At 30.9% G+C, this 23,218-nt stretch carries 17 protein-coding genes and 1 pseudogene; 8 read left to right on the plus strand and 10 right to left on the minus strand.

The window, feature by feature from the left end; genetic code table 11:
• Positions 1-4 precede the first annotated feature (4 nt).
• Complete coding sequence (locus QZ143_RS04600; protein ID WP_292881697.1) at positions 5-1,756, minus strand: MATE family efflux transporter; 1,752 nt, start codon at positions 1,754-1,756, stop codon at positions 5-7.
• A gap of 50 nt (positions 1,757-1,806) precedes the next feature.
• Positions 1,807-3,675, minus strand: coding sequence for a histidine kinase dimerization/phosphoacceptor domain -containing protein (locus tag QZ143_RS04605; protein ID WP_292881700.1), 1,869 nt, complete (start codon positions 3,673-3,675; stop codon positions 1,807-1,809).
• Positions 3,676-3,782: 107 nt separating this feature from the next.
• Here QZ143_RS04605 and QZ143_RS04610 point away from each other — a divergent pair, with 107 nt between their 5' ends.
• The 4 genes from QZ143_RS04610 to QZ143_RS04625 all read left to right on the plus strand — a co-directional run bounded on the left by QZ143_RS04610 (position 3,783) and on the right by QZ143_RS04625 (position 8,863).
• Entirely contained in the window at positions 3,783-5,720 is a 1,938-nt protein-coding gene (locus tag QZ143_RS04610; protein ID WP_292881703.1) for a PP2C family protein-serine/threonine phosphatase, read from the plus strand.
• Positions 5,710-7,575, plus strand: coding sequence for a PP2C family protein-serine/threonine phosphatase (locus tag QZ143_RS04615; RefSeq protein WP_292881706.1), 1,866 nt, complete (start codon positions 5,710-5,712; stop codon positions 7,573-7,575). Before QZ143_RS04610 ends, QZ143_RS04615 begins: the two co-directional genes overlap by 11 nt.
• Positions 7,576-7,662: 87 nt before the next feature.
• On the plus strand, positions 7,663-8,229 hold the full coding sequence (locus QZ143_RS04620) for a sugar O-acetyltransferase (RefSeq protein WP_292881709.1): 567 nt from the start codon (positions 7,663-7,665) through the stop codon (positions 8,227-8,229).
• Between the two features lie 31 nt (positions 8,230-8,260).
• On the plus strand, positions 8,261-8,863 hold the full coding sequence (locus tag QZ143_RS04625; RefSeq protein WP_292881712.1) for a hypothetical protein: 603 nt from the start codon (positions 8,261-8,263) through the stop codon (positions 8,861-8,863).
• Here QZ143_RS04625 and QZ143_RS04630 read toward each other — a convergent pair.
• Complete coding sequence (locus tag QZ143_RS04630) at positions 8,856-11,570, minus strand: valine--tRNA ligase (RefSeq protein ID WP_292881718.1); 2,715 nt, start codon at positions 11,568-11,570, stop codon at positions 8,856-8,858. The two genes, QZ143_RS04625 and QZ143_RS04630, sit on opposite strands and share 8 nt — an antisense overlap.
• Positions 11,571-11,727: 157 nt before the next feature.
• Here QZ143_RS04630 and QZ143_RS04635 point away from each other — a divergent pair, with 157 nt between their 5' ends.
• Positions 11,728-12,084: a hypothetical protein gene (locus QZ143_RS04635; RefSeq protein ID WP_292881720.1), complete on the plus strand. Its 357-nt coding sequence runs from the start codon at positions 11,728-11,730 to the stop codon at positions 12,082-12,084.
• A 22-nt stretch (positions 12,085-12,106) separates the two neighbouring features.
• Positions 12,107-13,765 (plus strand): phenylalanine--tRNA ligase subunit beta, encoded by a 1,659-nt coding sequence (pheT, locus tag QZ143_RS04640; RefSeq protein WP_292881723.1) that lies wholly within the window; start codon positions 12,107-12,109, stop codon positions 13,763-13,765.
• A 17-nt stretch (positions 13,766-13,782) separates the two neighbouring features.
• Here the strand turns inward: pheT and QZ143_RS04645 are convergent, their stop codons facing one another.
• The 3 genes from QZ143_RS04645 to QZ143_RS04655 all read right to left on the minus strand — a co-directional run bounded on the left by QZ143_RS04645 (position 13,783) and on the right by QZ143_RS04655 (position 16,042).
• Entirely contained in the window at positions 13,783-13,923 is a 141-nt protein-coding gene (locus tag QZ143_RS04645; protein WP_292881728.1) for a hypothetical protein, read from the minus strand.
• On the minus strand, positions 13,924-14,328 hold the full coding sequence (locus QZ143_RS04650; RefSeq protein ID WP_292881731.1) for a secondary thiamine-phosphate synthase enzyme YjbQ: 405 nt from the start codon (positions 14,326-14,328) through the stop codon (positions 13,924-13,926). It lies immediately after the preceding gene.
• 61 nt (positions 14,329-14,389) lie between these two features.
• On the minus strand, positions 14,390-16,042 hold the full coding sequence (locus tag QZ143_RS04655) for a NosD domain-containing protein (protein WP_292881734.1): 1,653 nt from the start codon (positions 16,040-16,042) through the stop codon (positions 14,390-14,392).
• Positions 16,043-16,496: 454 nt separating this feature from the next.
• Here QZ143_RS04655 and QZ143_RS04660 point away from each other — a divergent pair, with 454 nt between their 5' ends.
• Entirely contained in the window at positions 16,497-19,424 is a 2,928-nt protein-coding gene (locus QZ143_RS04660) for a NosD domain-containing protein (protein ID WP_292881737.1), read from the plus strand.
• A 98-nt stretch (positions 19,425-19,522) separates the two neighbouring features.
• On the opposite strand, the gene QZ143_RS04665 is transcribed toward QZ143_RS04660, so the two are convergent.
• Genes QZ143_RS04665 through QZ143_RS04680 form a run of 4 tightly spaced genes read right to left on the minus strand, consistent with a single transcriptional unit; the run spans position 19,523 to position 21,924 of the window.
• Complete coding sequence (locus QZ143_RS04665; RefSeq protein ID WP_292605534.1) at positions 19,523-19,747, minus strand: hypothetical protein; 225 nt, start codon at positions 19,745-19,747, stop codon at positions 19,523-19,525.
• Between the two features lie 8 nt (positions 19,748-19,755).
• Positions 19,756-20,442: a ribose-5-phosphate isomerase RpiA gene (rpiA, locus tag QZ143_RS04670; RefSeq protein ID WP_292881740.1), complete on the minus strand. Its 687-nt coding sequence runs from the start codon at positions 20,440-20,442 to the stop codon at positions 19,756-19,758.
• Positions 20,443-20,880, minus strand: a complete 438-nt coding sequence (locus QZ143_RS04675) for a UPF0179 family protein (protein ID WP_292881743.1) — start codon at positions 20,878-20,880, stop codon at positions 20,443-20,445.
• Positions 20,881-21,924, minus strand: a complete 1,044-nt coding sequence (locus QZ143_RS04680) for an NAD(P)-dependent glycerol-1-phosphate dehydrogenase (RefSeq protein ID WP_292881746.1) — start codon at positions 21,922-21,924, stop codon at positions 20,881-20,883.
• 165 nt (positions 21,925-22,089) lie between these two features.
• Here QZ143_RS04680 and proS point away from each other — a divergent pair.
• Positions 22,090-23,218 (plus strand): annotated as a pseudogene (gene proS, locus QZ143_RS04685) (proline--tRNA ligase); the annotation flags it as partial.

Here is a 23,218-nt window from a genome sequence, read left to right on the forward strand (position 1 = left end):
CCAATTAATTTTTAGGGATAACAATCTTATTGTTATTTAGTTTAACATTATAATTATAATTATGTTCTATATCCTTTGAAAAGTTTTTGATAATTTTAATCCCCCAGTCTTCTTTTTTCTGGAAATCCTTTTCAATATCAAAAGGAACACCATTATCTTGGAAATAAACAATAATCTCTTCAGTATTTTTATAAAGAATCCTAATATTCAGATATTTATCTTTTTTAGATTTATATGCATGGGCAAATATAGCTGTACCCATTTCCTCAAGGATTAATTGAATTTTCAATTTGGTTTCATCATCTAAATCATCGTCCAACAAATTTTGATCAATATTTTCAACAACATCTAACAACTCCTCTTCAGATTCAACATATATCGCATAAGTATCTTCAGCAGGAAACAGATTTTCATCCATTATTACAAAATCACTTAAGGATTTAGGGAATTTTTTAGTTTTTAATTTAATTAAGAAAGGTAAACTAAGCAAAGTAACAATTTCACATAATACAAAACTTATCCATATGCCATCACCCCCAATAAGAAATGAAAATATGATTGCAAATGCTGATAAGAATAGGAAACTATGGGCAAAACTTATATAATTTGCAATTTTTAACTGCTGTGTCGCATTATAAAAGTTTAATAAAATGAAACATAATCCTGAAAACGGTAGAGACCACGCAAATATTCTAAGGCCCTTTACTGCGACATCATATACCTCCGGATTTTTTCCAAACATATAAACAAAATAAGGAGCAAAAATAAATAGAATTAATGAAATTATAGAGATAATGAATAATGCATATTTGATTGATATCTTTAATAATTGTTCCAATTGGGTTTTATCTTTTTCACCATAAAATAATCCTCCCAGTGCCAGAGTAGTTGATCCAATTCCAACACCTACACTGCACAGCAATAAATAAACATTTGACTGTATAGAAAGAGCACCTAAAAATATTAATCCGCCAACCATTAATCCCAAATAATTTGTAATTATAGTACGAAGCATATTATAAATTTGATTTAAAGCATTTGGAAGTCCTGATTTGATTATTTGAGACAACTCCATTTTAAATTCTAAATTTTTTTGGAATTTATATCTGCTTTTTTTTGAAAGAAAATGACTCAATAAGAATAGTACAGTAATTATGGTACTTAATGCAGTTGCCAGCCCAACACCAAAAATATCTGTTTTTAATATGATTACAAATACTAAATTTAAAATGAGATTTAATAAAAATAATGATAAACCCGCATAAAGACCTAATAATGGATATCCATCGATTCTTGAATAATTTATAAAAATATATAGAAACATCAATGGTAAAATTACTAAAAAAAATCCCTTCATCAATGATACTGTTGCATTAAATGATTCACCAGAAGCCCCCAATATTTGCGCAACATTTGGTGTAAAAATCAATAATAGAACCGTTAAAACTAATCCAACAATCGCAGCAACAATGCATACCACTGTGAAATTGTTATTTACTCTTTTTTCATCAGCCATATTATTAGATGCAACAATAGAACCCCCATATGCGAATATATATCCTATTGCCAAATTAGCATAAATAATAGGCAATGTCAAGCCGAATGCTGCAAGACCAATTTTACCAAAAAAGTTACCAATAATTATTCCATTTAGAATAACCACTAAAATAGTACATACAACAGAAATTACAGCCCCAAGAATATAGCTTTTAAAAAAGGAATTTAATAATTTATTATCGTTACTTAATAAATTCATAATTTTACCATATTAAACATCATTTTAAATTAATAAATTTTGGATTTTGATTAGTGAATTGTATGCATCATTTCAATAGGGAAAACCAATTCATATACAATTCCGTTTTCGTTTTTTATTGAAGTAATGGTTCCATCTAACTGTTTTGTTAAGCTTTTTATTATTTCACATCCGATGACATCAGTAATGTCCTTTGAATCGTTAATCCCAATACCAATTTCTTCAAATGTTAAAAGAACAGTATCCTTATCAGACATTGTTACTTTTTTAATTATCTTTTTGTTTAGTGTCGTTTTATCCGGAAATGCATTTCTTATAGCAATCATTGTTAGTTCATCAATGATTAAGAGTAATGGAGTTATGACTTCAATTGATACATTTATATTTTCATCCACATATGTTTTAAACTCGATTTCCATTGGCGAATTAACTAATTTTTTTGTGCTGACATCTTGATCAGTTAAACATTCATTTAAATTAATATTTTTAAAATCTGGAGAATTGTATGTTTTTTCATGGAGCAAAGCAAGGGAAGTTAAACGTGTTTGCATATGTTCAATAACTAACTCCGGATTATTTTTATAAGCCCTTTTTTCAAGATTTAAAAAACTATTAATAATTTGCAGATTATTCTTTACTCTGTGATGCAATTCCTTAATTAATACCAACTGTCGTTCATTAGATTCAATCAATTGTTCTTTTTTCAGCATCTCTTCAGTAACGTCTGATAAAAATCCAAGACTATGCACATTATTATTATACTCAAATCTTTCAATATACAAATTAACAATCTTTATATTCTGAGGGTTTCCGTCAACTTTATATGTCAATGTTTCGTCAACCTTACTTATGTCACCGTCAGCCAGCTTTTTAAGTTCATCAACGACTTCTTTCTCAGCAATATTATTTAAAATTTCACGGGAATGGACATATTCACCATAATCCTTTTCAATCAAATTATAAAAACCTTTGGAGAAACTATATAATTTTTTATTCAAAGGTTCAATTAACCAAGCTAATTTCATACTGCTTTTAGAACCATCCAATAAAAAATCAATAGATTCACTACTTTCACCATGTCTCTGAGTAAGAACATTAATCCAACCTTGACGAATAAAGACACCTTTATCATCAAAATAAGAATAAACAGTAACTTCAATAAGTTTTAAAATACCTTCGGCATCCACAATCCTAATGACTTCATCACATTGTGAAGTTTCTTTGTTTGGGATACTTAAAATTTTATCAACCTTATAGTTATCCTCTGGAATCGCCAAATCGAAAACAATATTGTGTTGCTCATCAGATTCTTCTTTATTACGATTGATGATATTATATATTCCTTGAGACCAGGTATATTTTCCATTTATTTTATAATAACTGCCAGTTTGCGAAAGATTTTCCATTATGCTATTTTGATTTTCATCCAAAGTTTTATCAAGCATGCCTGCAGGATTACCTATTGTTCCACCCACATTCGAAACTATTATAAATATTCTTTCCATATAAAATACTATTTTTGCAGTAATTTTCTTAATTAATTCATTTTGATTATCATAATATACAATTCTCATTTCTTTCGTAGAATGATTTGTATAAATCTCAAATAAATAATCATGTAACATATAAAAACATAACGGGGAAATCTTACTTAATAGTCTGCCTTTTGCATCTTCTTGTGATATATTGTATGTCTCAAGAATATTACTGCTTAAATACTGGATAATGAAATCTTTTCCATCTTCATGTGGAATAAATATATGAACATTATCTGAAATATTATTGATGAACTCTTGAATTGGATCGTCTTCAATATCAAATTCCTGTGGCGTTGAATTATAAAAATCCACCTCTGCAGCATCAAAAATTCGAATTTCATAAACATCTTCTAAATTCAGATATTCCTTTTCAATCTTCATCAAAACCAGCCTTCCCATTTTCATGATAACTTGAAAACACCGTTACAATGTTTAACAAAATTATATTTAAGAATATTTATATATAATATTTATTAAAAATAGTACCAATGGTTACCTCTAGAATTAAAAAGTTATTTACCAAAAAATGGTTTATTATCCTTTTCACATTTGCTGTTGAATTAATATTTAATTATCTTTTTGAAGTTCAACATATAGGTGGCTATTACATATATGCAGATATTGCTCTTGGTCCAATATTTGGTTTAATGTTTGGTCCAATGGGTGCTTTAGGTTTTGCATTAGGAACATTAGTCGGAGAACTGGCTGAAGGAATAGGACTACCTGCGCCTTTTATCGATTTTATAATCACATTTTTTATTTCAGCATTAACCTATAGATTATGGTATACTACATTCAATAGAGGAAAAAAAGATACTCCCAGATTTAATTCAACTTATAATATTATCAAATTTTTATCAATAACAATACTAATTTCAATCGTATATTTCTCATTTTTAGTTATCTCTTTTTCACTTTTCCATAATTTAAATTATTCATATTCTATTTCAGATGTAGACTTTAATGTACCTTACATGTTAAATATTATCACATTTACTATAATATTTGGATTATTGCTAATTAGTTCTTTTAATATCCTTAAAATACCTTTACAAACTCCAAAAAAGAGGATTTCAAAAATCAATATTAATCAAAATTATCTTTTGGCAATACTTTTAATATGTACAAGTTATTTCCTATTTAAGGAATTAATTATGAATATTAAATCCGTAAGGCATTTTTTCATCTTTGTTACAATAATTACTTCAATACTGTTATATCTCAATACTTTCGATGTGACAGTTGAACCAACAAATGACAATTATTCAATTATTGAGGAAATGATATTGGTTTTCTTAGCTATTATAACCTTGACAATAGTATTGAACTTCAACTATTTCAATATATTAATTTTATCATACGTTCCAAAAATAAATCCATCATATCAGATTTTAATCATTCTATCATTCACAAGTGTGTTTATATTATTAGTTTCATTAATCTATATACGATTCGTTGAAAAAACAATAACTAATCCACTTTATGACATGATAAATACTGCAGATAATTACTTTAAAACTAAAAATAAAGTCGAATCTGTTTATAAATTAAAGAAATACATAACAAATGATGACAGTATTGGATTATTAGCTAACTCATTTGTAACATTATATGATAAAATTAGAACCAATTTAAATCAACTCCAAGTAACGACTTCTGAAAAAGAAAAATTTAAAACAGAATTTGATGTGGCAAGCCAGATACAATCAAATATGCTGCCAAAAAATTTCGATGAATTGACCGATAATGAATCATTTGAAATATATGCATATATGAAACCTGCAAGTGAAGTTGGAGGAGACTTTTATGATTATTTCAAAATCGATGAAGACCATGTATATTTTGTCATCGGAGATGTTAGTGGTAAAGGAATTCCATCAACATTATTCATGGTTAAAACAATGTATTTAATTGAAAATCATGCAAAATTCAATGAGGATTTATCACAAGTGCTTGAAAAAGTAAATAATTTAGCTTATGAAAGAAATGACGAAGAGTTATTTGTAACAATCTGGCTTGGAAAATTAAACTTTAAAACTGGAAAATTATCCTATGTTAATGCTGGACACAATCAACCATTGGTTAAACATGATTCCAATAATTTTGAATACTTGAAAACCCATCCGAATCTGGTTATTGGTGGAATAGAAGACATCCAGTATAATGAACATGAAATTAATTTAAATGCGGGAGATATGATATTTTTATATACTGATGGAGTTACAGAAGCAAATGATAATTATAATGGATTTTATGGTGAAAATCGTTTAAAAGAAACAATCAATAACAATAAAAATAAAAAATTAAACGATATAATAAATGAAATTACCGAAGACATTGATAAATTTTGCAATAACAGCGAACAATATGATGATATAACAATGCTAATTATAAAATATAACGGGTGGGTAGAAAATGAATTATAAAGAACTTTTCAAATCACCAAAATTTATTGTATTAATCTCCATGATAATAAATATAATACTTATCCTAATTGGATACTTATGGTTTGATAATAATTATATTCATTTAGAATTATCCGCTTTACTTATATTAAGTTTATTATTAGGTCCATATGCAATATTAGGATTTAGCATAGTTGAGCTTCTATATTGGATTTTAGGATTAGGCATGAGTAATGCAACAGTAATCATATTAAGTTTATCATCGATAATTGTATTAGGGATAATGCCTTGGAAATTGTGGTACTTAACAAAATCTAAAAGAGGTTTTGAAATACCCAATATGAATAGTTTTTACAGTTTTGCTAAAATAGTTATTATTGTATTATTTATGATTTTTCAAACGTACCTATTCTCTAAGCAAATATTTAATACAACTTTCGACTTAAACCTTGAAAGTTATTACATGATTTTCATATTAGGATTAATCTTGCTATTATTAGGTATGGGCCTATTTGGAAAATTAAACATTGCAGTATATACTCCAAAACAAATTAAAAAATTTATGCCAAATCAATTATATTATTTAGCATTGGTAATTGCAATACTTCTTTCCATAGCCACATTAAATAATCCAAATAATCTTTGTTTATTTTTAATTTTAATATTGTACGCGATATTTTTAATTAAACCACTTGACGAAGGTGCTTTTAAAATAAAGAATACTCAGAAACTTACAATATTTTATAAGACATTTATTTCAACATTCATTATTTTAATAATAATCCCTACATTTCTGTTAATATCATTAACAGCTCTTGGAATTTATGAACATGGAATTACATCTGAATTTTTAAATTATTTAGTTCTTTTATCAGGATTCTTCTTAGCCATTCTAATACCATTAGTTATTTATATGTACTTTTTGGAAAAACAAGTTATAAACCCAATCAATCAATTATCATCATATCTATTTGAAGAAATAAATGATGATATTGATTTAGATAATCTAGTTAATAATTTAAATTCCATTACCGTAAATAATGAAATAAAATCATTATCCGAATCCATGCTTAATATGGAAAAAGAATTTGTGGATTACCGTGCAAATTTGTTGGATGTAACTAAAGAAAAAGAAAGATATGAAACAGAACTCAAATTAGCTCATGAAATCCAATATTCAATGATCCCAACTGATTTTGAAAAATTCAATGAAAATAATAATGTGAGACTTTGGGGATTTATGAAAGCTGCACGTGCTGTTGGTGGAGACTTTTATGATTATTTCAAAATCGATGAAGAAAATATTGGATTTGTAATAGGCGACGTTAGTGGAAAAGGAGTCTCAACTACTTTAATCCTAGTAAAAACTATGACATTAATTAGGGATTATGCTACATATTATTCAGATTTATCCGATGTATTATATGAACTTAATAACGAACTTTGTAAAAATAACGTTAAAGGATTGTTTGTTGGTTGTTTACTTGGAAAACTTAATATAAAAACTGGAGAATTATGTTATGTTAATGCAGGACATAAAAAACCATTAATTAGGCAAGACAATGGTGATTTTGAATATTTAAATAAAAAACCAGGATTACTTTTAGCAGGAATGAAAAATATGCATTATCAAAAGCATACCCTTCATTTAAAACCTAATGACACATTATTCTTATATACCGATGGAGTTACATATGCAAACGATGGAAATGATAGATATTATGGAGAAAGAAATCTGCAGAAAATATTAAATCAAAATAAGGATAATGAATTAAACATCATCATAAAATCTGTTGAAAATGATATCAACACATTCTGTAATAATAAAGAATTATCTGATGACATAGCAATGCTTATCATTAAAATGAACAAATAACTATACCATTTCAGGTGGAGACTAATCCTCCACAGAATTTTTATTTTTAAAACAATATTTATAATGAAATTTAACAAATACATAATTATGAAAGAACTTGAAAAAATGCAAGCGGGACTTGAATATTGCTATGACGATGAAGAAGTATCCCTAATGAAATTGAATGCTATTGAAAATGCCAACATATTCAATTCACTTGCAGAAGATGATTTGGACAAGCAACATGAAGTATTAAGCGAAATTTTAGGTTCAGTTGGTGAAAAGGTCTGGATTGCAAAAAGATTTTGTTTTGATAATGGGAAAAACATCCACATTGGAAATAATTTTACTGGAAACTTTAATTTAACAATTCTTGACGTTAAAGAAGTTTATATTGGAGACAATGTGATGATTGGCCCGAATACCACCATTACAACAGCCACACATCCATTATCTCCTAAAGGCAGACGTGCACATTTAGCTCAAGGAAAAAGCATTAAAATCGGCAATGATGTTTGGTTAGGTGCTAATGTTACCGTTCTTCCAGGAGTTACCATTGGAAATAATGTTGTAATAGGTGCAGGAGCAGTTGTAAACAAAGATATTCCAGATAATTCCCTTGCAGTGGGCGTTCCAGCCCATGTTATTAAAGAAATAGAAAATGACCTTGAATAAGATTGAAATCCCCATAGTTAGAGATTAAAAAATGAAACTAGCCCATAAACATATCAATATAATAATCAACCTGTTGATAATTATTCTAGAGATTATAGGATTTGTATTAGTCTTTAAAGAAATGGGAATTACATCACTAGAATATTATACCGAAGACAGCAATCTATTGTTATTGATATCATCAATAATCCTTTTAACATATATTTCAAAAAATAATGAGTTGCCATCATGGTTTAAATCTTTCAGATACATTGCAATTGTTTCAACAACATTAACATTAATAATCGTTTTAACAGTACTGTCCTGGACAACAGATCTGGGACTGTATCATTTATTACTCCATGAATCTATGCTATACCACCACACATTATGTCCAGTTTTAGCAATCATATCATTTATTTTTCTTGAAAGATATGAAAACCTGCATGCAATTCAAGGACTGTATTTTACAGCAATCTATGGAATAATCATGATTAGTTTAAATGCTTTAAAAATAGTAGAAGGCCCTTATCCATTTTTATTGGTTCATAATCAGCCAATAATCCATTCAATAATCTGGACAGCACTTATTTTTGCCATAACTTATGCAATAGCTTCAATATTAAAAAAAGTTAATGGGAAAGTAATTATCTAATTACTTCCACAATCATATCCAAGTTTTCAGATTGTAGGATATCCACTTTTTTACCGGATGCTCCGACAATCTCCTTTTTGATGTTTAACATGTCTTCAGGAACTACAATATCCCCAATAGTTAACTCATGTGATTCATCTAAAACGTTTCCAATTTCATCAATTGGAGTGGATTTTAAATAGCCTATGATTTTACCTGCATCGCCTTTGAATTTCGGTCCGATTTGAGACATGTCCGGTTCAACTTCAATTATCTTTTCATGAACTTCAGGTTTTCCAGAGCTAATTGCCAAGTCATTGATTTTCAAAGTTCCTTTAATATCTGCATCGAATTGATTAAATACATCAACCAAATCTTCATCTGAAGTGTAAACATTGACTTCAGAAAGTTCAGCATTTAATGGTATTTTTGCAGATGACTTGAATCTTCTTACTTCATCGATTAACTCAACAGTGGTTTCTCCTTTGTTTTCCATTTCATCGTTGATTAATTCATCATGGACTTCAGGCCATGAAGTTGTGTGAATTGATTCATCGGAGAAGTATTGATAAACTTCTTCTGTGAAAAATGGAGCTATTGGAGCTAATAATTTTAAAGATGTCTCAACAACAGTCCTTAATGTGTATTTTGCAGCACGTCTTGACTCATCTGAAACATCTGTGTATAATCTGTATTTTACAGCTTCAATGTATTCATCACAGAAGTCATGCCAGAAGAATCTTTCTATTGAAGTGATTGTTTCTGCAAAGTTATATTCTTCAAAAGCTTCATCAACAGTTCTGTTTAAGTTATTGAGTTTTGATAAAATCCATAAGTCAATAGGACCTAAATTATCTTTAACTTCTCCATAGGATATTTCTTCATCAAATATTTGCATACTAATGAATCTGAATGCATTCCAAAATTTTCTAAGGAACCTGTATCCGTGTTTAATATCTTTCCAGTCAAATATTACATCAGAGCCAGGAACACTGTTTGCCGCCCAAGTTCTCAAGGAATCTGCACCATATTTTTCAATGACCTCTTCAGGTCCAACAACAAACTCAGGTCTTGATTTACTCATTTTATTTCCATCTTCACCGAACACCATACCATTGATTACAATATCATCAAACGGTTTTTGGTCAGTTAAAGCCAAACATCTTAAAGTTGTGTAAAATGCCCATGTACGAATAATATCGTGTCCTTGCGGACGGATGTTTGATGGGAAATGATTTACATAATCTTCATCAGGCCATCCTGCAATGGATAATGGTGAAATTGAGGAATCCATCCAAGTGTCCAAGACATCTACTTCCGGTACGAACTCTTCACATCCGCATTCACATGCATGTTTAGGCTTATCAACAGTTGGGTCAATAGGTAAGTCATCAACTTCAGGCAAAATGACTTTTCCACAGTCTTTACAGTACCATACCGGAATTGGTGTTGCAAATATCCTTTGTCTTGAAATACACCAGTCCCATTCCATGGAATCCGCCCAGTTTATCATACGGGATTTCATGTGTTCAGGTACCCAATTCATTTCATTCGCTGCAACTTTGGTCTTTTCAATTAGATCCCTTACAGCTACAAACCACTGTTCTTTAAGAAGAATTTCAACAGGAGTTTTACATCTCCAGCATTGACCTACATTTTGATCAACTTGTTCTTTCTTCAATAAGTAGCCCTCACTGTCCAAATCTTCGATAGTCTGTTTTTTACATGTTTGAAGGTCCATTCCTTCATATCTTCCAGCAGCAGCTGTTAATGTACCTGAATCATCAATAACATCTATGACTTCAAGGTCATATTTTTGAACCCAACTTACGTCAGTTTTATCCCCAAATGTACAAATCATTACTGCACCTGTACCAAATTCTGGATCTACCTCTTCATCTGCAATAATTTTTACTTTTTGGTGTGATAAAGGAACTTCAACATATTTACCTAAAAGGTGAGTGTATCTTTCATCTTCAGGGTGAATTACAACCGCTACACATGCAGACATCAATTCCGGCCTAGTTGTTGCAATTAAAATACCCTCTTCTTTAGGGTCAGCTTGCTTGCCGGATTCTTGTGAAGATGCTATGTCATTGTATGAATCTTCAACTGCAGGAGGGAAGTTAACATAATTTAAAAAGGTAGTGTTGTCCGAATATTCAACTTCAGCAAAAGCAATAGCTGTTTGACAACGAGGACACCAATTTACTGGGTGTTTTCCTTGATAAATCAAACCATCTTCATACATTTTCAAAAAGGAAAATTGAGTTCTTTTCATATACTCAGGATTCATTGTAACGAATTCACGAGTCCAATCTTGTGAATAACCCATTGCCTTCATGTCCGCTTTCATGCTTGCAATGTTTTTAGTGGTCAAATCAATACAATACTGTCTAAATTGAGCTCTTGAAACATCATTTTTCTTGATTCCATGAGTTTCTTCAACCTTAACCTCAGTAGGAAGACCATGGCAGTCCCATCCCTGAGGGAATAAGACATCATATCCTTTTTGCCTTCTGTATCTTGCATTCATATCAATGTAAACCCAATTAAGGACATGTCCTAAGTGAATAGCTCCTGTTGGGTATGGTGGGGGAGTATCAATAACATATCTAGGACGAGATCCATCTCCAATGTATTTGTAGATGTTTTCATCTTCCCATTTCTTCTCCCATTCTTTTTCTTTTTTAAAGTCATAGTCTTTAGGAATCTCTTCTTTTGACATATATTTTCTCCTAATAAATGTAGATAAAAATAATATTATTAGATATGTTGCTTCTTATTTAAAAATATTAAGTAAAAATCGAAAATATAGATAAATATATTATATACTAAAATCATATTATTAATATTATCAATCAAAAAAAGGACTGTGTAAAAAAATGAACTTATTATGGTTTTATGTTGCTATTGTACTAGCTATAAGCGATGTATTGCACACACAAATAATGTGGAAAGTTTTTAATAATTTTTACATTATTTTAGGTGGTTTGATCCAACAGACCACAAAAACAACATGGCAGACATGGTTAGCACATGAGACAATGGAAGCAGGATTTCATTTTATTGTTTTATCAATAGTTTTCTTAAATCCAGTTGTAGGAATTCAAGCAGCCCTAATTCATTTTGTAATCGATGTTTCACATACCGTATTAATACGCAATATGGGTGAAATAGAACATAGAGCATTGCATTTCGTAATTGAATCTCTATTCTTCATATTGATTTATGGATTTTAAAAATAATTAATGGAGTTATTAAATGCCAGTTATTACATTCAAATATCAGGATTTGAAAGATTTAGGAATAGACATGGAAAAAGATGAATTAATAGACACATTGCCAATGATGTCCAGTGATATTGAAGACTTTGATGATGAGGAAATCAAGGTAGAATTCTTCCCAAACCGCCCAGACAATCTATCTGTCGAAGGAGTAGCCAGATCATTTAAAGGATTTATCGGTCAGGAAATCGGTTTTCCAGATTATAAGGTTGAAGAATCTGGAGAATATGTTGAAGTGGATGAAGATGTGGCAAAAATCAGACCATACATAGGATTTGCAAAAATTGACAATGTTGATTTTACTGGCGATAAACTCAAATATATTATGGATTTCCAGGAAAATCTCCATTGGGTAATCGGAAGAGACAGGAAAAAAGTAGCTATCGGTATTCATAATGCTGATGTCGTTACCGGACCATTTAAATATATTGCAACCCCTAAGGATGCAAATGCATTTGTTCCTTTAGAAAAGGACTTTGAAATGACTCCTGATGAAATATTAACCCAACACGACAAAGGTGTTGATTATGCTCATTTAATCCAAGACTTTGACAAATATCCATTAATTCTTGATAAGGACGACAATGTCTTGTCAATGCCACCAATTATCAACGGCGAGTTGACCAAAATCAAGGAAGACACAAAAAACATTATTGTTGATGTGACTGGAACTGATGAAAGAGCTGTCAATCAGGCATTGAATATCATATGCTGTTCATTTGCAGAGGTCGGAGGTCAAATTAAATCCATGGAAGTCAGATATGCTGACAAAAGCATTAAGACTCCAGATTTAACTCCTCAAGAGATGAATGTCCATGTAGATACAGCAAATAGTTTGATTGGTGGAACAAGCCTTACTGCTGAAGACATTAAAGGATTGCTTTTAAAAGCACGTTTTGATGCTGAAATCATTAGTGAAAACGAAGTCAAAGCAATTATACCTGCTTATAGAGTAGACATATTGCATGAAGTGGATGTTGTTGAAAATATTGCAGTACAATACCACATTAACTCCGTAGAAGCAAAATTACCTGAAATCAATACTGTAGCTTATGAAAACGATTGGTTTAAAGCAGAAAGCACTATCCGTGAAGTAATGGTTGGATTAGGTTTTCAGGAAGTAATGAGCCTAATGCTTACAAACGAAGAGGCACATTACGAAAAAATGAATCATCCGGAAGAAGAACATGTGCAAGTTGCAAGACCAATTACCATTGACAGAACTATGATTAGAACTAGCCTAATCAATTCTTTAATGGAATTTTTAGAAGACAACAAGCATGAAGACCTACCTCAAAAAATATTTGAGATTGGAGATATTTTATATCTTGACGATACAAAAGAAAACAAAACAAGATCTTCCAAAAAGTTAGCTGCCCTAATTTGCCATTCAACCGCCAACTTTACTGAAATCAAATCAGTAATGACAAGCGTATTGACCAATTTAGGATATACTATGGAAATAAGCGACAGTGAAAATAAGACATTTATTGAAGGCAGAGTAGCTGATGTAGTTGGCGAAGCTCAAAAAGGTACAATCAAAGGATTCTTTGGTGAAGTTTCCCCAGAAGTAATAACTAACTTTACCCTCGAGTATCCTGTAATTGCATTTGAAATAGAATTCATCAACAAATGAATTCTAAAATTCTTTTTTTAATACCATAATTTTCTCATTTGTGTTTCAATTTCAGAGTAATTATTCACAGCCGGAGAAGCATCATAATTACTGAAAACAGCAATGAAAATCAACAATAATACAATAACAACTATCAAAATTATTGTCCATTTCTGCAATTATTCACCAACCATCGTCAAAGTTACTGTTCTTCCACTTCTTGGTCCATCTAATTCAATGAAAAAAACAGATTGCCAAGTACCTAAATCCAATTTTGAATTTTTTATTGGTAATGATTCGCTTGATGAAAGTAAAAATGATTTCAAATGTGATTTTGCATTATTATCGATTTTATCATGCTTGTATGAAAATTTATCATCAATTAAATTATCTAATGTGAATTCCAAATCATTTAAAAGACCAGATTCATTTTCATTAACCACAATGGCTGATGTAGAGTGTTTTGAAAAAATTGAGATGATTCCTTCATCAATATCAATCAGATTATTAATTTGTGAAGTGATATCAATAATTTCAAAGCTTTTATTAGTATTGATTTTTAAAGAATAAGATTTGACTATCATCAATATATAATTTAATTAAACTTATTAATAAATTAAAGAAAAAAAGAAAAGAAAATGTTTATTAATATTCATCTTTATCGAATTTACCCCTATATCCATAAATCAACAATCCCATTATGGATAATATGCACATCACTATAAGGCCAGAAGTGTTTGTAAGTTCTTTTGAAGTGGTTACTGGAGGAACAATCTCAAATGCTTTACCTTCCTTAGAAGCTTCGCCATTGCCAGTATCTCCGGAGTTCAAATCACCATTAGATAATGCATCCTGTCCATTATCAGAAGTGTCTTGAGATGGAATGTCTGAACTGTTTGTTCCATAGTTACCTGAGTTTAGTGAATTTGCCACATGTGAACCTGAAGAGTTACCACCATGGGAATTACCCTGATAATTGGAGTTTCCATTTACATCAGAAGTTCCTTCATTTCCATTATTATTTTGAGACCCTTTTTCATTATCATTTGATGTTGATGACTTTGAATCTGTTGATTGGCCTTTATCACCTGAAGCATGATAATCATAGTTATAATACTGACCGCCAATTTCTACCTTTACATTATGGTCAACAGTAGGGTCCAAATCTTTAACAACTGTTGCTTGCCCATCATTAACCGTAACAGTGTACCTATTCCCATCAACTTCAACATTTGTTTGAAAAGTTGCAAATTCATTTACAGCCCTGCCGGAAGAATCTCTTAATTGAAGAGATAGAGTGTTACTAATGGATAAAGTACCCAAATTCATTAAAGATGCTAAAAGCCTTGGACATACAAAAGTATTTGAGGGATCATTTGAATCATACCAGTTTTGACCCAATTCAAAGTTTTCATTTTCCCAATAATTTTTAGCCTGGTAAAATTCATTATGTGCCAAATAGTTATACTCAACTTTAAGTATGGTGCTTCCAGAACTTTTGAATCCTGAACCTAACAAAAGTCCGTTACCCGTTTCAAATCCACCCATGCTTGAACGTGGGTCTTTTCTATTATTTGTTAATGAATTTGTTTTAACAACATCATTAGTGGATGTTGAGTTGATATAGACACCATTAGTATTTTCATAAACATTATTTCTTGCAATTAATGTATGGGAAGACTTGTTGAAGGTTGAAATACCATTTAAGTTATTATGATGAATTGTATTGTTGGTAATATTGCAATAATAAATATTTGAAGTTTCAATTCCAGACCATTTGTTATATGAAATCGAATTATCATATACTAATGTATTTTTTACATCCTGAAGCCGCAAACCATTTTGACTGGCTTTTAGGATATCATTGCCTGAAACAACAATTTTATCAGAATTTTTTACTAAAATACAGTTTTTTCCACCAACAATCCTATTATCTTTAACCACAACATTTTTTGCATTATCCACAATAACTCCACAATCACTATTTGAAGCAACAATCGTTATTCCAGACAATACACTTCCTGCTGATTTTGATGTGAAATAAAATCCGAAAGTTTTATCCAATCCTAAATTCTTAGCTTTATCAGTTAATTTACCAGAAGTATATACAACACTATCATTTTTTGAAACAATATTTAATTTTTTATTTACAACCAAAGAAATATCATTATATTCCTTATCTGTAAATTCAAAAGTATCTCCCTCTTTTGCATTATCAAATTTTGATTGGATATCTTCATTTGACAAATCAGCAGTAATAGTTTCATAATTATCACCACTATCAGAAAGAAGTGTCATATTGTTCCCATAGATATTAGTTGCACTAACTGAAGAAACTAATAATAAGAATAATAGAGATAATAAAAAAAGAATTAACACTTTTTTGTCCATATTAAAAACTTCCCAATCTTTATTTTTATAATCAAATTATATAAGTTAATAAAATTTTATAAAATAAAAAATTATACCATATACATAATATTGATTAACGAGTATATTTTTGAAGTCAAATCTATATAAATCTAACCTATATAACAGCATTATATTGGAAAATCCTACCGATATAAATCAAATTACACCCATTAGATTTGATTAACAATGTTATATTAAATATTTGAGACATTTTCATTTAAATAATATAAAAATCAATATATAACTAATTACTTATCGATGAAATTTATTGGTATAAGTGATTGAATATAATTAATTTAGAGATGAAAATATGGATAAAAAATGTTTAATATTAGCATTAATGTTAGTATTAATTGTATTTTTAAGTACAACCATAGTATCAGCTGAAAATTTAACTGATACTATAGGAAATAGCGAAAAGCTATCAAGTACAGAAGTTACAATTGAAACTACCGATACTAATGATCAAATTCAAACAAAAATAAATAGTTTAAATGATGGAGATACTTTAAATTTCCAACAGGGAGAATATAAGGACATCTGTATTTATGTAAACAAAAGCATTACAATAAACGGGAATGGATCTACATTATATGGATATGACAGACCATCTGCAAATACCACTCCTGAAATAATCATGAACAAAACCACAGAAGGTGGTTACGCAATTACAAATCTTGCAACATTATACATTCTCAAAACTGATGGTTTAGTCTTAAAAGACATGAAACTTGTCGCAGGGGCAAATAGTGGAACTGATAACGGAGCAGACTCCAGATACAGCAATTGTGTAATATATAATTATTTCTCAAACCATACAACAATTTCAAACACCAGCATTACTGGATGTTCCTGGGGTATTTGGTTCCAAAATTGTGCTGACGGAATTATAGAAAACAATAAAGTTCAAAATCAATTAATTACTGGAATATTCAACTTCCAGTCCCCTAGAACAATAATTAGAAATAACACAGTAACCAATGCCAAAAACCACGGAATTGATGTGAGACATGGCATTGGACCAAATGTTAAAGTTTTAAACAATACTGTGATTGGTGCTAAAGAAGGTATTTATTTATTACATTCAGCAAAACATGTAGTAACTGGAAATATAATAAGAAATTGTAGTTTAAGCTCAATTACATGTTGTGGTGCTAGCCATATAACTATAAACAATAATAAATTATTAAATTCAAGAATTGGAGTTCTTTTAGGTGGAGGACAACCTGTTGGAGGTGCTTACACAGGATATAACAACATTACCATTGGTGAAAACGAATGGAAATTAGATAATTTACCAATGCCACCATCATTTGTATTTTATGTTGCTGAAGCAAAGGGAGATTATGCAAGTACATCTGCTATGATGGGTACCTACACAGACAGTGGACTAACAAATATAACTTATACTGAATATAAAGGAATCGAAACACCAAAACCAATTGTTGTTGATTATGATACAATTTTAAAACCAACCGGTAAAAATGTGACAATTTCTGCAGGAATGACAAATTCCCAAATCCAAACTGCAATTAACGGAATGGAAAATGGAGATACAATAATTTTTGAGAAAGATGCAGTATTTGAAGACATTTGCATTTACATTAATAAAAACATAAAGATTATTGGTAATAATGCAACTTTAAAAGGATTAAACAATACAAACAAAGAAATAATCAATTCTATAGGATTACCAAGCACATACAATGCATTACTTTACTCCGCAATCATATATTCCATCAACAACACCAATGTTGTAATAAGTAATTTAAATTTAATTAGCAATTATCCAAATTATTCCAATCCAAATGGTGAAGAATACAAAACTGCATGTATCTTTGCAGAAAACAGCAAAAACCTCACCATTACCGAATGTGACATTGATGGAGCATCATGGGGATTATTTGTAGGATTCCAAAAAAATGGTTGTCCTAACTCAATAATAACAAACAACAAAGTATCAAACCAATATACAACAGGAATTATCTGCTTTGGATCACAATTCTCCATAGTTGCAAATAATACTGTAACTAATGCTAAAAATCATGGAATCGATGTGAGATTCAAGGCTAATGGATTTAATGTTACCGTATTCAATAATACCGTTTCCGGTGCAAAAGAAGGCATTTATCTTTTACATTCTTCAGGACACAAAGTATATGAAAATACCATTTTAAACTCAAAAATTAGTTCAATTACTTGTTACGGATCAGGAAACGAATACATATTTAACAACACTTTAAGTGGAAGCAGAATAGCTATCTTGCTTGGTGACGGATACTTCAATGTAACTGTAGGTCCAAATACATACAAACCTGATAAATTACCATTCCCACCTACTTTTGAATACTTCATAGTTCAAGGTGAAACCAGATACCAATCTTCAGAAAAGGTAATTGGAACTTATAAAGATTCACAAGCTGTAAACTTAACCGCAAATGATGTGGCTGTAGGATACAAGAAAGGTACATTTGAAATTACTTTAAAAGACAACAAAGGTAAAGCAATAGCTAACAAACCAACAACAATTAGCCTCAATGGTGAAGAATATTCTGTTGTGACTGATTCAAATGGTGTTGCTTCTATTAACTTAACTTTAACTCCTGGAAATTATAGTGCCAATGTACATACTTCAAGTGATTATTACAACAAAGCAGGCAATGCCGAAGCTCTAATCACTGTTAAAGATGACAGAACTGCAACTGCAATAACAGCTAGTGGAAAAACATTCTACTTACAAGCTATTGAAAAAGGCAGCAAATACCAAATAACTCTTAAAGATGCAAACGGTAAAACTTTAGCTGATAAAGATATCACAGTTACATTTAACGGCAAAACCTACAAAACAATAACCAATTCAAAAGGAGTAGCTACTGTTACCCTTAAAGCAACAAAAACAGGTTCTTTAAAAGCTACCGTTAAATTTGCTGGTGATGACGAATATGCAGCAGCTACAAAAACTGCAGCCATCAAAGTCACAAAAGAAGCATCCAAATTAACTGCATCCAAAAAGACTTTCAAGGCTAAAACAAAAACTAAAAAATACACTGTAACCTTAAAATCCAAATCTGGTAAAGCAATATCAAAAGTAAAAGTTACTCTCAAAGTTAAAGGCAAAACCTATAAAGCAACCACCACTGCAAAAGGTAAAGCTACATTTAAAATTACCAAATTAACTAAAAAAGGCAAACACACTGCTACAGTTAAATTTGCAGGCAACAAATACTTTACCGGAAAAACAGTTAAAGCAAAAATAACAATCAAATAAAGAGATTTCCCATAATCTCTTTTAATTTTCTTTTTTTAGTCAAAATCAAAAATAAAAATCAATAAGAGAGATTTAATGCTCCCTTTTAAAAATTCAAATCAGTATGATTTTCTTTTGGAAAAAGCAACATACATTATGAATATTCCAATCAGAATTAAAACAATTTGAGGAAATACTGCAAATATTATTCCTGGAATTATATGCAATTCTGCCAAAAGCCACAAAACACCATAGATTACAAGCAATGCTCCAAACAAAATAGCTAGCTTATACAACAAATCCTTAAAATCATATAATGGCATTCCACCAAACGGACCAGGCACATCATCACCTATAATTCTTTAGTTCCTTTTGGAGTTCCAACAATAACCTTATCGACCATTTGTGAGAAAATTCCGTTTTCAACAACTCCCGGAATTGTATTCAAGTCAATTTCCATATGTTCAGGTGATTCGATTTTCTCAAATTTGGCATCAATGACAAAATTACCATTGTCGGTTATTACTGGACCGTCTTTTCTTTGAGCCATTCTTATTTCACATTTGGCACCCATATCTTCAAGTTCCTTTATGACCATACGGGATGCATCAGGCAATACCTCAACAGGAACAGGGAATGTGCCTAAATCTTCAACACATTTTGATTCATCGACAATAACAATGAATTTCATTGCAGCATAATCTACAATCTTTTCTTTAGTATGTGCCGCTCCTCCACCTTTAATTAAGTTGAATTCACTATCCACTTCATCAGCACCGTCCACTGACAAGTCAATGTCGTTTTCTTCCAAAGTAGTGATTGGAATATTCCATTGTTTGGCTATTAATAATGATTGAAATGATGTTGGAATTCCTTTTACGTTGATTCCTTCATCTTTAATTCTCATACCCACTTTTTCTATAAAGTAATGTGTTGTTGAACCTGTACCAAGTCCTAAAACCATACCATCCTTAACATATTCAGCAGCCTTATAACCTGCATTTTTCTTACTAGAATCATTACTGCTAGCGCTTTTCATTTAAATCACAAACCCCAAAGTAAGATTATTAAGTTTATAACCTTTTTTACATTCTTCTTTATGTTTTCCATTGTTTTCTAAAACAATGCATTTGTCATTTTCCTGAAGTCCATCAGGGAAACACAAATCATGAAAATCACATTTCTCATCACAATCATGAGCATTATAAGTAAATGTTGATCCTTCAAAAATGTTTTTTGAAGTGGTCAATAAGTCTATTTTGGCAAAATCTATTTCAACAGGAATAACAACTCCTTCTGCATGAATTGGACATTTCTGTTCGCTGTCCTTAACATCCACTACAACATATTTCCTGTTTAATTCCAGGTTTCCAACGCAAGATGATTTAAACCTACAGTTTTCACACTCATCAGCCGGACCTAGAAAAACAAATTCCTGCCCTTTTTTTGCTAAATCTTTTCCTATCAATGTAATCATCTAAATCACCTCTGTTTTATAAGCCAATTCATATGCTGCTTCTTTTGAAATTCCATTATCACCTAAAATAGTATATCTTTCAGGCCTGATTTTATGAGCCATCACCAATGCCTCAATTATGTCTTCTTCTGATATTCCCACTTCCTGGGCGGTTGTTGGTGCTTGTACAGATTTAAGTGTATCTTTTATTGCTTTCCAATCGCCTCCATGAAGATACATCATCAGAATAGTTCCAATACCACATTGCTCACCGTGTAATGCAGGCTTGTCCAAAATCTTATCCAATGCATGTGAGAACAGATGTTCTGACCCGCTGGCTGGACGTGATGAACCTGCAATGCTGATAGCCATTCCACCACTGAACAATGATTTCATGACTATTCTTGCACTTGCCTCAAGATTTGGCTTTATATTGGCCACATTATCCGTGATTAAATGCGCCGACATGATTGACAGTGCAGCTGCTGATTCACTGATAGGTTCATTTTTTAGCCTATGAGCCAATTCCCAATCTTTAATGGCTGTAAAATTTGCAATCAAATCAGCACATCCTGCAGACAGCAGTCTGAATGGGGATTGTGCAATAATCTCAGTATCGGCAATTACAGCTATTGGAGACTGTGCTTTAGCAGATGTTGAAGTATTAGGGTCTTTAATTGAAGCTAAAGGAGATACAATACCATCGTGTGAAGCTGTTGTTGGCATGGAAACAAAATAAACACCCTGATTATGTGAAGATAGCTTGGCTACATCGATTATTTTTCCCCCACCAATGCCTAAAACAGCAGTGTCTGAAGTAATCAATTCTTCAACTTCGGCTATTGAATCGTATGTTGCATTGTTGACTTTAATAACATCCCATTCAATGCCTGCTTTTTCAAGGCTTTCTATTGCAGGTTTTGCACCTGCTTCATATGTATGATTGCCTGTAACGATTAAAATCTTTTTATCCAAATGCAAAGACTTACAAATTTCTCCCGTATCTTTTATAATACCAGGATCAATGTAAACTTCACGAGGCATTTGTATTTTCCTATTGCTCATAATATCTCCTAAAATAAATTATACATTAATATATATGTAAAAAGTAATTATAAATAACTTTCTTATGAAAAAATGTCACAACCACTACAAGAAACTTCATCATTAAATAAATTTAATACTTATTAAAAATAGATTATTTAATATTATAAAAATTTATTAGGTGATATGGTGGAAAATTTTGATGAATGGTTTCATGATATTTTAGAAAATGCAAATATTACTGATTCAAGATATCCTATTAAGGGAATGGCGGTATGGATGCCATACGGTTTTCAAATAAGAAAACACTCCATGAACATTATAAAAAAATTATTGGATAAGGACCACGAAGAAGTATTATTCCCAATGCTTGTACCTGAAACTGAACTTGCAAAAGAAGGAATTCACGTAAAAGGATTTGAAGATGAAGTATATTGGGTTACAAAAGGAGGGCAAACTGATTTAAATGAACATTTAGCCTTAAGACCTACAAGCGAAACAGCAATTTATCCGATGTATTCATTATGGATTAGAACACATATTGACCTTCCAATCAAAATGTATCAAATCGTAAATACATTTAGATACGAAACAAAACACACAAGACCATTGATTCGTGTAAGAGAAATTACAACATTTAAAGAAGCCCATACTGCACATGCAACTAAAGAGGAATCCGATGAACAAATCCAAGACTTTATTGAAATTTACAAAGAATTCTTTGATGATTTGGGTCTCCCATATTTAATTTCTAAAAGACCAGAATGGGACAAATTCCCAGGAGCAGACTACACTATGGCCTTTGATGTAATAATGCCAAACGGAAAAACATTACAAATTGGTACAATCCACAATTTAGGTCAAACTTTTGCAAAAACATTTGACATTACCTTTGAAGATAAAGACGGTCAACACAAACTCGTCTATCAAACATGTGCAGGATTATCTGATAGAGTAATCGCATCAGTTATTGGAATTCACGGAGATGACAAAGGTTTACGCTTACCACCAAAAGTATCACCGAACCAAGTTACAATAATCCCAATTTTATTTAAGAAAGGAAAAGAGGAAGTTCTTGCAAAATGTGCTGAAATAAAGGAACAATTGGAAGCTGAAGGCATTAGAGTTAACCTTGATGACAGAGACATCAGGCCGGGTAAAAAATTCAATGATTGGGAATTGAAAGGAACTCCAATCAAGCTTGAATTAGGTCCGCGTGATTTGGAAAACAATATTACCATAGCCATGAGAAGAGATGAGGAAGAAAAAATAGAAATTCCATTGGATGATGCATTGGCAGATAATGTCATTGAAT

Origin of the sequence: Methanobrevibacter sp. UBA188 (assembly GCF_905234905.1) — an archaeon.
In the GTDB taxonomy this organism is placed as follows: domain Archaea; phylum Methanobacteriota; class Methanobacteria; order Methanobacteriales; family Methanobacteriaceae; genus Methanocatella.

Bases quoted from the DNA above. Each gene is read 5' to 3' on its own strand.
- QZ143_RS04600 (WP_292881697.1), bottom strand. From the start codon at position 1,756: ATGAATTTATTAAGTAACGATAATAAATTATTAAATTCCTTTTTTAAA.
- QZ143_RS04605 (WP_292881700.1), bottom strand. From the start codon at position 3,675: ATGAAGATTGAAAAGGAATATCTGAATTTAGAAGATGTTTATGAAATT.
- QZ143_RS04610 (WP_292881703.1), top strand. From the start codon at position 3,783: ATGGTTACCTCTAGAATTAAAAAGTTATTTACCAAAAAATGGTTTATT.
- QZ143_RS04615 (WP_292881706.1), top strand. From the start codon at position 5,710: ATGAATTATAAAGAACTTTTCAAATCACCAAAATTTATTGTATTAATC.
- QZ143_RS04620 (WP_292881709.1), top strand. From the start codon at position 7,663: ATGAAAGAACTTGAAAAAATGCAAGCGGGACTTGAATATTGCTATGAC.
- QZ143_RS04625 (WP_292881712.1), top strand. From the start codon at position 8,261: ATGAAACTAGCCCATAAACATATCAATATAATAATCAACCTGTTGATA.
- QZ143_RS04630 (WP_292881718.1), bottom strand. From the start codon at position 11,570: ATGTCAAAAGAAGAGATTCCTAAAGACTATGACTTTAAAAAAGAAAAA.
- QZ143_RS04635 (WP_292881720.1), top strand. From the start codon at position 11,728: ATGAACTTATTATGGTTTTATGTTGCTATTGTACTAGCTATAAGCGAT.
- pheT (WP_292881723.1), top strand. From the start codon at position 12,107: ATGCCAGTTATTACATTCAAATATCAGGATTTGAAAGATTTAGGAATA.
- QZ143_RS04650 (WP_292881731.1), bottom strand. From the start codon at position 14,328: ATGATAGTCAAATCTTATTCTTTAAAAATCAATACTAATAAAAGCTTT.
- QZ143_RS04655 (WP_292881734.1), bottom strand. From the start codon at position 16,042: ATGACACTTCTTTCTGATAGTGGTGATAATTATGAAACTATTACTGCT.
- QZ143_RS04660 (WP_292881737.1), top strand. From the start codon at position 16,497: ATGTTAGTATTAATTGTATTTTTAAGTACAACCATAGTATCAGCTGAA.
- rpiA (WP_292881740.1), bottom strand. From the start codon at position 20,442: ATGAAAAGCGCTAGCAGTAATGATTCTAGTAAGAAAAATGCAGGTTAT.
- QZ143_RS04675 (WP_292881743.1), bottom strand. From the start codon at position 20,880: ATGATTACATTGATAGGAAAAGATTTAGCAAAAAAAGGGCAGGAATTT.
- QZ143_RS04680 (WP_292881746.1), bottom strand. From the start codon at position 21,924: ATGAGCAATAGGAAAATACAAATGCCTCGTGAAGTTTACATTGATCCT.